The following is a 13,239-nucleotide window of genomic DNA, read 5'->3' on the forward strand; positions in this document are numbered from 1 at the left end:
GGCCGACAGTTTCTGTCGGCCTTTCCAGTGAACATGAAAACTCTGAAAACCGCTGTAGATCTACTATCGCGGTTATTTGGGTAAACTGGCCCGCTTTTCCGGAGACATTCCCTTTTCCCACTCAGCTTCATCGCCCGGCGCTGGCAAAAATCGCCCAAACTCGATCATCTGGGTGGCCGGAATGTCCTGCAGGTAGATCCAGACATCTTCAGCCGTGATGTCCACGATGTGGGCGATTTCTTCCAGCATCTGGCTCATCAGGGCCTGTTTGATCTCGATGCTTCTGCCCTCCCGCACCAGGCCGAGCACATACACCTGAGGCGCGGTGTTCACTCTGCCACCCACAAAGTGGTCGCCCTCATTGGCCGCAGAAAACAGAACCTGGGCAAAGAACCGGGGAGCGCCGGTTTGGGCATTGTGGGCCGCTGTTATGGCCTCGGCGATCTGTGATTTCTGCTGCGGCGACAGAGACAGATTCGCGACCGTTACGGTGTAAGTGGGCATGGGAATCTCCTGCCATGGGTTGTACGTTTGCACTGGATCTCGCCACTATGGGAGTGAGGCGGGCTTGTTTCACTATAGCAACGCTTATCTGCCTGGCCACGCGCACGGGCCAGGCAGGTCGACTGAGAGACTGAACGAGGCGTAAACATGCAAATCGGGGTAATCGCAGACACCCACAGCAAAATGCGTCCCGAAGCCCTGGAGGCTCTGGAAGGCTCGTATCTGATCCTGCATGCCGGTGACGTGGGGCGGGACGAGGTTCTGGAAGCACTGGAGGCCATCGCTCCCCTGGTTGCTATCCGTGGCAATATCGATAGGGCAGGCCGTGCAGCGACGCTCCCTGATGCTCAGGATCTGGAATTTCTCGGCCATGCCTTCTACATGCTTCACGACGTCAAAACCCTAGAATTCGATCCGCAAGGCCGTTACCGCGTGGTGATCGCCGGCCATTCCCACAAACCCCGCAATGAATGGATTGGCGACGTGCTTTACTTCAATCCCGGTGGCGCCGGGCCCCGGCGTTTTACGCTTCCAATCACGGTAGGGCGGCTGCAGGTGAATGAAGACGGTGTGGTTGGTGAGATTATTGAACTGCCGGTTTGATCCTGAAGCAATGAGCTATCCCGAGACTCTCGACCTTCAAGCATGCGAGCCAGACAATGATCGAAACGCCCTTGGAATTTCAGAGCGATGGTACAACCTCTCGCGGGTCATGCCCTGGGATCCCAACGGTTAACGGGAGCCACACATTGTTTTATCGTGTAGTTAGATGAATGCGATGCAAACAAGGGAGAGGGCGATGACGGCACCAGGCAATCAGCTTCGCGTGTTCTACGATGGCGCCTGCCCGAGCTGTGTCAAGGATCGCAGGCTCTATGAGCGACTCGCGGGCAGGACCGGCGAATCGGTGCAATGGGTGGATATCACCGGCCGTGATGAGGAACTGAAGGAACGTGGTATAGACCCGCAAGCCGCGCTTCAGGAGCTCCATGTGGAGGATGGCCAGGGCAACATCCACCGGGAACTGGATGCCTATATCCTGTTGATGTCGCGGGTCTGGCTGCTGAAACCGCTTGCCTGGCTGATTGGTTTGCCGGTGATTCGGCCAGCGCTGGCGAAGCTGTATCACAAATGGGTGAGCGAGCGGTTGGAAAGAACCGGGCGCATGCCATAATTTGGATGTGATAGTGGATGGCGAGGTGGGTACTCCTCGCCGCCATTTATCAAAGGATCGGTGCAAATCTTAAAAGTTTTTAACCTGTTGAAATGTAAATAAAATTTAAGAGGTTGCCGCTCGTGTATTCCTGATAGTCTCGAATGGTTCAAACACTGCCAGGTGCCGGATGGGGCGTCGGAGAAATGGTCTCCTTCCCGTTATATCTTGGCGGCTTAGACCAGCTGAACCATGGGATGTCCATCATGAATATGAAATCACTGCTCGTTTTTTTATCTATGAGTGCCACCTCATTGGGTGCCATTGCGGACGACACCGCCGACGCCGCGCTGGGTGGCGGTATCGGCGGAGCAATTGGCGCTGCCATCGGCAACGAGGTAGGTGGCAGAGATGGTGCCATTCTCGGCGGCGCCGTTGGTGCGGCAACGGGAACTGCAATTACCACCAGGGATCATGATAGAGAATACTATCGCGACCATGATCGCCGTCGTCATGACTACGACGATCACCGGTCTTACCGGAAGTCTCGCGGCCATTTCTGCCCACCGGGTCAGGCGAAAAAGGGTAACTGCTGAAGCGCGAAGGGGCAGGGCGCTTGCGCCATGGATGCCCCCCGGCTTCATGAGATTCCCTTTACCGAACCTCGTAAACCTCAATAATCGCTTTGGCCAGCTCAAGATCGTTCTCATTCGCCAGCGCAAGCTGGTTCAGTGCCCGAATGGTGGTCTCTTTCTCCGAGGCATCGACGCCCAGCAGTTGCACGATGGTGTCCACCTTTTCACCGCCGCCGCTCGCCAACTGGTGCCGAAACTCTCCACTGAACGCGATGATGATTTCCTTGATCTGTCGCGGTTTGGAGGTCGATATTCCGGAAGGGGTGTCAGGCTTAAGAGTGACGAAGTACTGGTCGGGAGAAAATTCGTGGATGGCACCGGATACACCATCAGTTGTGGAGCCCAGTAGCCCCCCAATCACGATGTTACCGAAGAACCACGGGTTGGTTGTGGTGGAGAGCTGAGCGGTGTAAGTCTCGTAGCCTTCCTTTTCAAAGGTAATGGATTGGTTGGAGCCCCGGTCCACCGGCACAGTCAGCGGGGTTTTACCGAGCACACGGCCGGAAACCGTAACAGTGGCTTCTTCAGGCTCACTGTTGAAGGTAAGTTTCTGGTCGGTCCCGGAGACCACCGACGCGCAGCCGGTAGATAGAAACGCGATGGCGGCCAGTGTAAGGAGTAGTGAAGACTTCATGATGCTTCCTTGTCTTGGTGCTGAATTCCCGAGGAGTTATTGCGCCAGGGAAATGTTGCCGGGCTGGATTCGAAGTTCGGAGAGTTTGTCGAGCAGCCCCTGAATGTTGGCTTTTCCGGATCCTTCGTTGGCCAGCCTTAGTCGCTTGATGGCGGCGAACGCATCGCCAATGGTGGCGGTGTAGGGGGTAACGACCGTTTCGTTGAGAACCACGGCGCCGTTGTTTTCGCGGTCAGTCAGGATGTATCTCACGTGGGTGGTTACCTCGAAGTCCAGCCCGAACATGGGTTGGTCAACTTCCAGCAGGAGCGCTTCCAGCTGATAGCGACCGGTGCCAGACAGCAATCCCTGTTTTTGCAGGGTTTGTTTCAGGGCGCCTGCGAAGGCGTCGTTGTCTATCTCCGAGGTCCATGCAGGGTTTGTTTCTTCGCCGCCGGAAACGTTGGTGACATCCACATTATCTTCCAGGGCTGTGTCATAGGCCTTTAATGGCCCTTCATACACCATGTTGCCCATTTTGGCGCCAGAGGCGCAGCCGGTGAGGTACAACAGGGCAGCCAGCACTGCCAGGATCCTTGCGTTTCGCACAGTAGATTCCTTCTTACTTAATTGATTATTTTGAGTTATTTCCTGCCGACAAGCCGGAGCTTCCAGCGGCGAGCCATGGTAGCTGAGCATTGGTGAGCTTGCTATGAACTGGGCAGGTAATCGGAGTAAAATCTCGTGAAATCTTGCGGTACTCGGCTGGCTGTTGTTCTGGCCGGATGCGGAGTTTGCGCGGCAGGCGCTGGAGCGGCCTTATGAGCTTATGACACAGAAGTGACTAAGGGGAACGCGTCAGGCTCTATTCCTTGAGCCGAACAAGCAACTGCCCATCTTCGACCTGGATATAGTCCACCCCTGCCGCAAAGGACTGCCAGAACCCCGGATTAGCGCCAAACTCGTTAACCAGGTCCACATTCTTGAGGTTGCCCAGCCAGGCATTCGGGATGGGGACGCCCATCAGGCTGACACCCTTTAATTTCACCAAGGGTCGCCCGTTGGCGAAGGAGAGCTCTACGCCGGCATTCACTCGCAGGGTTCGGCCGCCGAGTACAGGGAAGTCCTCTTCAAGAGGTACGAGAAGCAGGGCGCTTAGAAGATTGTCCGAAAGATCCACGGCCAGTCTTTGCGCCAGATCGGTGTTATTGGCCAGCATGCCGTTGAGTTCCCGCTCACTGAAGCGAACCTCCCGGCTGGCGCCTTCCTCACTGTAGGGCTCCGGCTTTAACGGGCCGCCAGATCCACCGCCTTGGGTATTAATGCCCAGGGTATTCAGCTTGGTGTTGAGTGAATTCTGTTCGCTGGCATCCAGGGTTACCGGCTCGAAATTATCAGGAAAAACATAGTGGCTGAGCCACCAGTAACCAACGCCGACGGTGGCAACGATGGTGAGCAGGACAATGCCAAAGACATGCAGGCCACTGAAGCCTTTCTTTTGAGGTGGCGGCGCTGACGCTGTTTTATCTTCGGTTGTCTCATTCATTGCCATTGTCACCTGATTGCCGTTTGAATTCCCCGTTGGGCCGGTGGAGCAGTCGCCTCCTTGCCGGCTTTCAGGTTACCGAAGGAGAGTTTATACGTGGTGGAATGATTATCCCAATCATGGGAGGCGTTCGAAGACCGGAACAGATTTATTGTTGGGGGCCTATACTGAGGAGAGGCTGAACGCTGCCAAAGGCGGCTGGTCTCTGAGTTCTCGTTACCAGGGAGTTGGCGATGGTGGAAAGCTGGCGCGATTTACTGGTTGCCATACAGGAAATACGTTTGCTGGATGTCCTTCCGCAGGCAGCAGTTCTGGTGCTTGCGGGGGCGGCTGCGTTCTATCTGCATCGCCTTGTTGCCCGGCGCACCGCTGCGGACTCCCAGGGCGTGCGCCACCTTACGCAACGTGCCCTCCAGCGCCTTGCCTTTCCCGTCTCGATGCTGGTGTTGGTTTTGCTGGGGCGCGTGTTGCTCGCCGCGCTGAACCAGGCCTACTGGGCCCTGGATCTGGCGGTCCCGCTGCTGATCTCGTTCGCCCTGATCCGCACCCTGGTGTATATGTTGCGCAAGGGCATGCGAAGCGGCCCCCTGGTCAAGGCTTCGGAGAATGTCATCAGTACCCTCATCTGGCTGGTGGTGGGCCTGCATCTCGTGGGCTTGCTCCCCGGGTTGCTTGAGGCCATGGATAGCCTGGCCTTCTCCGTGGGTGAGCTGCGCATATCCCTGTTGGCGATCGTTAAGCTAATCCTGCTGATGGGCCTGGTGTTGGTTGTTGCCATTTGGCTCTCGGGCATTATCGATCGGCGACTGACCCAGTTGCCGTATCTGAGCGCCGGTGCGGCCGTGGGGTTCTCCAAAGTCGCCAAGCTGGTGCTGATCACTGTCGCGGCTCTGTCTGTTCTTAATCTCGTCGGCATAGATCTTACGGCGCTCGCAGTGTTTGGCGGTGCGCTGGGTGTGGGAATTGGCTTCGGCCTGCAGCGGATTGCCAGCAATTTCATCAGCGGTTTTATTCTTGTGTTCGACCGCTCGATTCGCCCCGGTGATGTGATCAGCATTGGTGAGAAGTTCGGCTGGGTGGTCGCGCTGCATGCCCGCTACGTGGTGGTTCGCAACCGCGATGGTGTGGATACGCTTATTCCCAACGAAAACCTGATTACCACTGAGGTGATCAACTGGTCTTATTCAGATCCCAATGTACGCCTGAAGATACCGGTGTCGGTGAGCTACAGTGATGACGTGGAGCGTGCGATGGCCATTATTCTCGATATCGCCCGCGAGCACCCGCGAGTGATCGCGGATCCGGAGCCGGTATGCCGGTTAACAATGTTCGGCGACCACGGCATTCATCTGGAGGCCCGGGTCTGGGTCGCCGACCCGCAAGCAGGTTTCGGAAGCGTAAGCTCGGACATCAACCTGGCGATCTGGCGCCGATTCAAGCAAGAAGGCATCACCATTCCGTTTCCACAGCAAGACGTTTACATCAAGGAATTGCCGGCGAAATAGTCTACTCTCAGGATTACCTCATGCTTTTCTGTAGACCGACTATGCTGTTAAGAGGATGGGTGCAAAGAAGGGAGAACAATCATGCGCTATCTTCTGGTTTTACTCGTAACGCTGCTTTTTTCCGCACCGGCTCTCAGTGGCCAGTGCCCCACGTTAATGAAGGAGGTCGACTCTCAGATGGAGTCGGCGGATCTGGACGCAAGCACAAAGGCTGAAGTTGCGAAACTCCGTGCGAAGGGCGAGTCGCTTCACAAGGAGGGCAAGCATGGGGAGTCTGAACGGGTCCTCCGGCAGGCCATCGAGACAATAGACGCCGCTGTGGAGCAGGCCGCAGGAACTTGATCGGGCTTGGATGTCGTCACTATAGGTTGCTGAAGGTCTGTGAAACGATGACCTCGTACTCTTCTGAATAGCTATTTCACAGACAGGCCTGGACATCGTCCCCAAGGGCAATGCTACCCGCTTCAACCACCCGCGTCGTGATTCCGCCGTGCCCGCGCATGGCGTTGTAACCACCAGGCCCGAGCGCAGTCTCCATCTTGCTGCAGGGGTGGCAAAGGCCGGTATATTCCAACACCACATTGCCAATTCGGAACTGTTTGCCCTTCAGGGCCAGCAGGTTCAGGCCAGAGACGACGATGTTGCGCCGGAAAACCTCGGGTGCGATGGTCTCCCGTTGCAGGCACGAGGCAATGGCGTGCAGGTGTTCTTGCTGGATCAGGGTTACCTGCCGTTTGCTGGTTTCTCGACCCTTGAATCGGTCGCCCTCCAAACCCTTGCCAATGGTTACCGCCACGCTGTCGAGTGCCTTAACGGGTTCACCGCGGGCAGGTCGGATGCCAATCCATTCCACGCGGCCACATTGGGGCAGGGTGTCCAGCAGGGTTTGAAGTAGGGATGGTTCAGACATCGGTGCTCGCTCGTTCACAGAGGCGAATCAGCTCCGCCTTTCGATTTTCACGAAGGTATCAAAAAATGGAAGAAAACCCATTCTTTTGAGGAATCGTATGCGTATCGTTCTGGTCAGCGCATTTTTGAGGAGTAACTATGTTTCGCATTCACGTCGAGCGTGTGCTTGGGATGGATATCGACACGGTCTTTGAGGCCATCGCTGACCATGCTCGTTACGATCGGTTCCCTGGGGTGAGCAAGTCTTTGCTGGTTGAAGAGGGAAAAGACGAAAAAAATGGCACCGGTGCGCTCCGGGTGATCGGCGCCGGCAAGCTTGAACTGACTGAACGAATTACGCGGTTTGAGAGGCCAAACCGTATGGACTATCGCATCGAGAAATCCAGCCCGTTTCGCGTTCAGCACACGAAGGGGGAGATTTTTTTGAAGCCCGAAGGTGAACAGACACGTGTGATCTGGATTTCCGAGGGTTCTGTGAAGGTGCCCTTACTTGGAAGGATGATGGATCGAATGGCTGAGCGCAGCTTTTCGAGAGCCTTCAGCTCGCTACTTAAGGCCATTGAGCGGCTTTAGGGGCAGTAGGCCTATTCCCCGGAGGATTGAACGACATAGAATGGGCCGATGATATCGACCGGGTGTCTACATGGATCCCTGATAAGAGGCGCAGATGTCCTCAGAGGTAACCTTGGCGAAAAAGCAATGTTTGGAAAGATTGTCGGCGGCGCTTTGCCGCACATTCATGGTTGTTTTGCTTGCTTTGCCCGGTGTCTCGTTAGCAAGTAGCAATCTGACATTCGCGTTCGGCGACAAATCACCGCCCTATAGCTCCTCGCTCGATGACAGGGCCGTCGGGCTATTTCCGGATTTGGTGCAGCTCGCCTTCAGTTTTATTCCCGGCTACACCACGGAACATGTGGTGCTGCCCTGGGCCAGGGCACAGTACAACGTGCGACTCGGCCTTGCCGATGGCCTTCTTACCTATCCGTCGGAGGAGCGAAAGGAATACGCCGTCTTTTCAGACCAACCACTCTTCACGCAGGACTTTGGCCATTTGGTTTACTCGGCAGACAACCCCAACAGTGACCTGATCGAATCGGCTACCAGCTTTGCTGATTTGTCCAGTCTGACGGTGATCGTCGAGAGGGGCTCTCGGTGGGAAGAGGACAATATTCCCGGCTATCTGGAACGCGAGCCGGGCCGGGATATGAAAGCGATGATGCATCTTCTTATGCTGCGGGAGGCGGGCGATTTCATGGTGCAGCCCGCCGAAGACGCCCGATACATCGCTCAACAACTTGGCTATTCGGAGAAGCTGAGAGTTCGCCAGGTTGATTTCATTCCGAACTCCCGGATCCCTTTCCACATTGGTGTTTCGCGGCAGCACCCCTCCGCGATGGATGTGATCAATGAAGTTGACGCGGTCACGCAGAACCCTGAATTTCAGTCAGAGCTGAACACGTTGATCAGAAGATATCGATAACGCGGCGAGAATCTCGACAGGTGTATTTTCGGAGCCTGGAGGCACTATGAACTATACGGAAATGGTCAGCGAAACCTGGCGGCATCGTGAGCTCGGCGAATCTCCAAACGATTACAGAGAGCTGGTGCGCTATGCCACTCTGGCGGCCTCCAGTCACAACACTCAGCCCTGGATATTCAAGCTCGAACCCAAGCAGATACAGGTGCTTCCGGATCTGTCGAGGCGCTGTCCCGCCGTCGATCCTGATGATCACCATCTGTACGCCAGCCTCGGGTGCGCAACGGAGAATCTGCTGCTGGCAGCGCGGGCGGGCGGGCTGAAGGGAGACTGCCGATTCGATGCATCCAAGTCCGGGTTGGTGGTCGACTTTGAAGAAGCCGAGGCCGAGCGGTCTGCGCTTTTCGAGGCAATTCCCCTGCGCCAGTGCAGCCGCTCAGAGTATGACGGTGTGCCCCTTACCCCCGAAGAGCTGGAGTTGCTTCAGAGTGCCGGCGAGGGTGAAGGTGTGTCGGTGCTGCTGATGACCGAGGCCGATCAGAAAAGCCTGGTGGCAGACTACGTCGCGAGGGGCAACAAGGAACAGTTTTCGGACGCGGCTTGGGCTGATGAACTCAAAGGCTGGATTAGGTTCAATGGCAAGGAGGCGATCCGTTCCGGCGATGGCCTTTACGGGCCTGCCATGGGAAACCCGGCCGTTCCCCGTTGGCTGGGATTGCTGGCGATGAAGGGCTCGTTCTCTGCCAAAAACCAGAACCAGAAAGATCGGCGGCATATCCAAAGCTCGTCTGCCATTGCCGTTATCCATTCCGAGGCCGATGATATTCCCCACTGGATCGAGGCGGGTCGGTGTTACCAACGCCTGGCGCTTCAGGCCACCGCCCTGGATTTACGCACGGCGTTTATAAATCAGCCTGTGGAAGTGGCGGCACTGCGCCCGGAATTCGCCCGCACCATTGGCATCGGCGGCCGGCGGCCCGACCTGGTAGTACGGATTGGCCATGGCCCGCAGATGCCGCGCTCGTTGCGACGGCCGATTGAGGAGGTTACAAGTGAGTGAAGACGGTGTAGTGGGCGAGATTAACGAATTGCCGGTTTGAAAGGACTGCTTATGGCCTATGATTTGTCGGATACTCTGGTGGTTGGCATCACAGCAACTGCGCTGTTTGATTTGAGCGAAGCGGATGCAGTATTCCGGCGTAAGTTCGAATCCAATCGAGAAGAGGCCATCGAGGAGTACCGTGATTACATGGCCGCTCGTGAGTCTGAATCGCTGAAGCCCGGCACCGGGTTCTACCTGGTTAAGGCGCTTCTCTCCCTGAACCAGTTCCAGTCCGGCGACAAAACCCCATTGGTGGAAGTGGTGGTAATGTCTCGCAACAGCCCGGAAACCGGAGTGCGGGTGTTTCACAATATCCGTGAATACGGTCTGAATATCACCCGCTCTGCGTTCACCGGAGGTGAGTCGGTGGTGGACTATCTGGATGCCTACGATGTCGACCTCTTCCTGACCACCAACACCAAAGACGCCCAGCGAGTCATTGATAGCGACAGCTGTGCTGTGGCTTTGGTAAAAGAGCCGCCCGCCAACATGGAAGCGATCCCAGATGGCCAGGTACGGATAGCCTTTGATGGCGATGCGGTGCTGTTCAGCGATGAGAGTGAAATTGTATACAAGGCCGAGGGCCTGAAAGGATTCCATTCGGCGGAGGACAGAGAACAGGACAATCCCCTGAACGATGGCCCCTACGCAACGCTGCTTCGGAAGCTCTCGCGCTTGCAGGACCGGCTGCCCCACAAGGTCGACTTTTCACCGGTTCGTGTGGCCATTATCACCGCAAGAAACAGCCCGGCCGAGATGCGCGTGATCAAAACCCTGCGCCATTGGGGCGTATATGTGGATGAGATTTTTTTCCTGGGTGGCCTGGATAAATCCAAGATCATCAAGGCGTTCAAGGCGCACATTTTTTTCGATGATCAGGATGTGCATCTGGAGCCGGCGGCCAGATATACGCCTGCGGGGAAGGTGCCTTACCGGTCCGGTTCGCCTTTGAAGGATTCTTAGAAACAATAGAGAATCTGGGGATTGTAGATTCTTTGTTTACGATTCCGGACCGTTTATGGCGAAACCGAACCGTTTTCAACAGCCTCTAGCTTCACCCGAAAACCACAGGCAGCAGCATAGTTGTTGAGTGTTTCCCAGCTCGGGTTGCTTCGGCCGCGCTCAAGTCTGGAGATGTTGCTCTTGTTGGTTCCGAGTTTCTTGGCAACCTCTTCTTGGGTTAGGCCAGCCTTGGTTCTCATCGTAATCAGTTGATCGATCAGGCTGAATTCGTCTTCAAGAAAGTCGTATTCCCGACGGACTTCAGGATTTTCAAGTGCTTTCTGCTTAAACTGTTTGAAATTCATGATTTCCTGACCTCCTTCAACCGCTCTTTGGCGAGCTCCAGGTCCTTTTTCGGGATTTTCTGATCCTTCTTTACAAAAACATGCAGGATGATGATTCGCTTTCCCTGCATGTAGCAGAAAATACCTCTTCCTATCCCTTCTTTGGCTTTTGCGCGGATTTCAAAGAGTTCTTCTCCTAGTGGCTTTGTGTGCGGCTCCCCGAGATTTGCACCATGTTTCTCCATCAATTCCATCAGGCGAATCATTCTAGCTTGAATCTTGGGCGGCAGGTCGGCGAACTCTTTTTCTACGTTCCTGTAGAATTCTATATCCCAATCCATGGGTGCTCCTCTTCCATCTGGTTATCATATACGATAACTGGAGCTTTAAAAAGTGATCATCCTCTTCCTGTCTGCATGCGTTGATGACGCCTGCATTCTGGTCACGATCACCACTCGTCAACCCGTGTTGAGGATATGGGGCGCTCTCATCGATGCTCGCCCAGACTACGCCAGTCTGGATTAATCTCCCTTTTTGAATTTTGCTTTGCAGTTACCGCTCATGCACATGGTGCAGTAATGCTCGCGGTCCTCGTGGCTGGTGCCTTCTGCGATCTTAATGCCACAGCCGTTACAGAGCAGGATGGAAACGTCTCCTTTCACTTCCACAACTGCGTGTTCGTAGTTCATTAAAAAGCTCCGTTGCAGGCTGTTGGTGTTAACGCGGTATTACCGTATTCACGTTGGGTTAGAACGCTGCAGGCCATTACGCCTTGCGTGCTGGATTGGTTCTCCCCGTGAAGGTTTTGTGACCTCTTCTTTACCGACTTTTGACCGGGCCGTGACGGCCGCGTAAGCGTTCCTTTTTATCCTGCATTCTGGCGCTGCAGGCTCCGACTCAGGAGCCGGGCAGTGTCGAACACAAATTGTTTCCAGCAAGGAGAATGCACAATGAAAAAGCTGACAGCCACTCTTTTGGCATTTGGTACCACCCTGGCCTTGATGGCACCGGCCCACGCAGACGACATGGATAAGGACAGCAAGGGTATGGACGAGACCATGATGCATGACGAGATGAAAGATGACGGCATGGCCAAGGACTCAATGAAGACCGATACCATGCATGACGGGATGAAGACCGACGGCATGATGGATGAGGGAATGAAGAAGGAGCATATGGACAAAGACACCATGAAAAAAGATGAAATGTCCGACGGGGATAAAACCTCGATGTAAGAATCAGGATTCGCGGAACCAGCACATTATTGTGCGTGAGGGTGTCGAGCTGCGTATTTTGCAGGCTCGGCATTGCTCAGACTTGAGGATCTGAAAGTCGAAATATGACGAAGGTTCATAGTTAGATGAGATTAAATCAATTTTAATCATTGGTTCATGCGCCTAGCATAGATTTCAGTCTCAACCGTGGCCGACTGAAAGGCGACGGCGGGAGACAGCCAATGAATTCAGGTTTTATCTCAGAAATCAGGATACCGGATCGTCATGAACAACGAGTTCACATTCGCCATCAAGCGTCTTCGTTTCGATGAAAACTACCGTCCATCGCAGAACACGCGCATTACCACCAACTTTGCCAATCTGGCCAGGGGAGAGAAGCGCCGGGAGAATTTGCACAACGCGTTGACGATGATTGATGATCGTTTCAACGCTCTGGCGCACTGGGATAACCCCGAAGGCAACCGCTATTCAGTCCAGCTTGATATCGTTTCCGTTGACATGATCGTGGGTGTTGAACAGCAGGCCGACACCTTCCCGGCGATAGAGGTGCTGCAAACGAGCATCGTTGATCGCAAAACTGGCAAGCGCATTGAAGGCGTCGTTGGCAATAATTTCTCCTCCTACCTGCGCGATTATGACTTCAGTGTGCGGCTGCTGGAGCACAACCGGCATCAATCCGGATTCAGCGTGCCCGAGGATTTTGGCGATCTGCATGGAAAGCTCTTTCAGCATTTCGTGAATTCAAAAGCTTACACGCAGAATTTCGGCAAGCCGCCGGTTATCTGCCTCAGCGTTTCAGACAGCAAAACCTATCATCGCACCGGCAATCAGCACCCTGTGCTGGGTGTTGAATACCAGCCCAACGACTCCTCCTTAACCGAGTTGTATTTCCGGAAGATGGGACTGGAGGTTCGGTATTTCATGCCCGCCGGCAGCGTCGCGCCTCTGGCGTTTTATTTCTTCGGTGATCTGCTGAACGACTACAGCAATCTTGAGCTGGCCAGCACCATCGCCACCATGGAAACCTTTCAGCGAATCTATCGACCGGAGATTTACAACGCCCACTCTGCAGCAGGCGAGCGTTATCAACCGGATCTGAAAAACCGTGATCACTCACCCACAGACGTTGTATACGATCGCGATGAGCGCAGCCAACTGGCGGTTGAGCAGGGTAAATATGCCGAGGAGCGCCTCATCAAACCTTACCGAGCCCTCCTTGAGCAGTGGTCCGCGAACTACTTGCCTGACTACGCGCTTTGATCATCAAGAACCCA

19 protein-coding genes are annotated in these 13,239 nt (G+C 54.9%); 11 read left to right on the top strand and 8 right to left on the bottom strand.

Annotation, left to right across the window (positions count from 1 at the left end):
• Positions 1-72: 72 nt before the first annotated feature.
• On the bottom strand, positions 73-504 hold the full coding sequence (locus WA411_RS09610) for a tautomerase family protein (protein ID WP_291906391.1): 432 nt from the start codon (positions 502-504) through the stop codon (positions 73-75).
• Positions 505-651: 147 nt separating this feature from the next.
• On the opposite strand from WA411_RS09610, the gene WA411_RS09615 reads away from it, so the two are divergent.
• The 3 genes from WA411_RS09615 to WA411_RS09625 all read left to right on the top strand — a co-directional run bounded on the left by WA411_RS09615 (position 652) and on the right by WA411_RS09625 (position 2,253).
• Positions 652-1,107 (top strand): metallophosphoesterase family protein, encoded by a 456-nt coding sequence (locus tag WA411_RS09615; protein WP_291906389.1) that lies wholly within the window; start codon positions 652-654, stop codon positions 1,105-1,107.
• A 196-nt stretch (positions 1,108-1,303) separates the two neighbouring features.
• Positions 1,304-1,678: a thiol-disulfide oxidoreductase DCC family protein gene (locus tag WA411_RS09620; protein ID WP_291906387.1), complete on the top strand. Its 375-nt coding sequence runs from the start codon at positions 1,304-1,306 to the stop codon at positions 1,676-1,678.
• A gap of 245 nt (positions 1,679-1,923) precedes the next feature.
• Positions 1,924-2,253 carry a hypothetical protein gene (locus WA411_RS09625; protein WP_291906385.1) on the top strand — a complete coding sequence of 110 codons (330 nt, stop codon included), beginning with the start codon at positions 1,924-1,926 and terminating at the stop codon, positions 2,251-2,253.
• A 58-nt stretch (positions 2,254-2,311) separates the two neighbouring features.
• Here the strand turns inward: WA411_RS09625 and WA411_RS09630 are convergent, their stop codons facing one another.
• The 3 genes from WA411_RS09630 to WA411_RS09640 form a co-directional block, all read right to left on the bottom strand.
• Positions 2,312-2,926 (bottom strand): PEGA domain-containing protein, encoded by a 615-nt coding sequence (locus WA411_RS09630; protein ID WP_136630623.1) that lies wholly within the window; start codon positions 2,924-2,926, stop codon positions 2,312-2,314.
• Between the two features lie 36 nt (positions 2,927-2,962).
• Positions 2,963-3,514 carry a hypothetical protein gene (locus WA411_RS09635; RefSeq protein ID WP_291906383.1) on the bottom strand — a complete coding sequence of 184 codons (552 nt, stop codon included), beginning with the start codon at positions 3,512-3,514 and terminating at the stop codon, positions 2,963-2,965.
• 256 nt (positions 3,515-3,770) lie between these two features.
• The gene (locus WA411_RS09640; protein ID WP_291906381.1) at positions 3,771-4,451 is read right to left on the bottom strand and encodes an arginine N-succinyltransferase; all 681 of its coding nucleotides are present in this window, start codon (positions 4,449-4,451) and stop codon (positions 3,771-3,773) included.
• A gap of 233 nt (positions 4,452-4,684) precedes the next feature.
• Between WA411_RS09640 and WA411_RS09645 the strand changes: the two genes are divergently transcribed.
• A complete protein-coding gene (locus WA411_RS09645) occupies positions 4,685-5,956 on the top strand; it encodes a mechanosensitive ion channel family protein (RefSeq protein WP_291906379.1) in 1,272 nt (423 codons plus the stop codon).
• 81 nt (positions 5,957-6,037) lie between these two features.
• Positions 6,038-6,298, top strand: a complete 261-nt coding sequence (locus WA411_RS09650) for a hypothetical protein (RefSeq protein WP_222465213.1) — start codon at positions 6,038-6,040, stop codon at positions 6,296-6,298.
• Positions 6,299-6,374: 76 nt separating this feature from the next.
• Here WA411_RS09650 and WA411_RS09655 read toward each other — a convergent pair whose 3' ends face one another.
• Positions 6,375-6,866, bottom strand: coding sequence for an MOSC domain-containing protein (locus WA411_RS09655; RefSeq protein ID WP_291906376.1), 492 nt, complete (start codon positions 6,864-6,866; stop codon positions 6,375-6,377).
• Between the two features lie 137 nt (positions 6,867-7,003).
• On the opposite strand from WA411_RS09655, the gene WA411_RS09660 reads away from it, so the two are divergent.
• From WA411_RS09660 to WA411_RS09675, 4 genes are all read left to right on the top strand, one after another.
• The gene (locus tag WA411_RS09660) at positions 7,004-7,438 is read left to right on the top strand and encodes an SRPBCC family protein (RefSeq protein WP_291906374.1); all 435 of its coding nucleotides are present in this window, start codon (positions 7,004-7,006) and stop codon (positions 7,436-7,438) included.
• Between the two features lie 94 nt (positions 7,439-7,532).
• Positions 7,533-8,345 (top strand): substrate-binding periplasmic protein, encoded by an 813-nt coding sequence (locus WA411_RS09665; RefSeq protein ID WP_291906373.1) that lies wholly within the window; start codon positions 7,533-7,535, stop codon positions 8,343-8,345.
• Between the two features lie 46 nt (positions 8,346-8,391).
• Positions 8,392-9,402: an Acg family FMN-binding oxidoreductase gene (locus WA411_RS09670; protein WP_291906371.1), complete on the top strand. Its 1,011-nt coding sequence runs from the start codon at positions 8,392-8,394 to the stop codon at positions 9,400-9,402.
• Positions 9,403-9,453: 51 nt separating this feature from the next.
• Entirely contained in the window at positions 9,454-10,407 is a 954-nt protein-coding gene (locus WA411_RS09675; RefSeq protein WP_136630612.1) for a 5'-nucleotidase, read from the top strand.
• A 53-nt stretch (positions 10,408-10,460) separates the two neighbouring features.
• On the opposite strand, the gene WA411_RS09680 is transcribed toward WA411_RS09675, so the two are convergent.
• The 3 genes from WA411_RS09680 to WA411_RS09690 form a co-directional block, all read right to left on the bottom strand.
• Positions 10,461-10,751 carry a helix-turn-helix domain-containing protein gene (locus WA411_RS09680; RefSeq protein WP_291906369.1) on the bottom strand — a complete coding sequence of 97 codons (291 nt, stop codon included), beginning with the start codon at positions 10,749-10,751 and terminating at the stop codon, positions 10,461-10,463.
• Positions 10,748-11,071: a type II toxin-antitoxin system RelE/ParE family toxin gene (locus WA411_RS09685; protein ID WP_136630608.1), complete on the bottom strand. Its 324-nt coding sequence runs from the start codon at positions 11,069-11,071 to the stop codon at positions 10,748-10,750. Before WA411_RS09685 ends, WA411_RS09680 begins: the two co-directional genes overlap by 4 nt.
• A 180-nt stretch (positions 11,072-11,251) precedes the next feature.
• Complete coding sequence (locus WA411_RS09690) at positions 11,252-11,419, bottom strand: hypothetical protein (protein WP_291906367.1); 168 nt, start codon at positions 11,417-11,419, stop codon at positions 11,252-11,254.
• Between the two features lie 261 nt (positions 11,420-11,680).
• On the opposite strand from WA411_RS09690, the gene WA411_RS09695 reads away from it, so the two are divergent.
• On the top strand, positions 11,681-11,965 hold the full coding sequence (locus WA411_RS09695; protein ID WP_291906365.1) for a hypothetical protein: 285 nt from the start codon (positions 11,681-11,683) through the stop codon (positions 11,963-11,965).
• 264 nt (positions 11,966-12,229) lie between these two features.
• Complete coding sequence (locus WA411_RS09700) at positions 12,230-13,225, top strand: DUF1852 domain-containing protein (protein WP_291906364.1); 996 nt, start codon at positions 12,230-12,232, stop codon at positions 13,223-13,225.
• Positions 13,226-13,239 lie beyond the last annotated feature (14 nt).

It is taken from the genome of Marinobacter sp. CH_CUG1437-1, from assembly GCF_037029655.1.
GTDB lineage: Bacteria > Pseudomonadota > Gammaproteobacteria > Pseudomonadales > Oleiphilaceae > Marinobacter > Marinobacter salsuginis.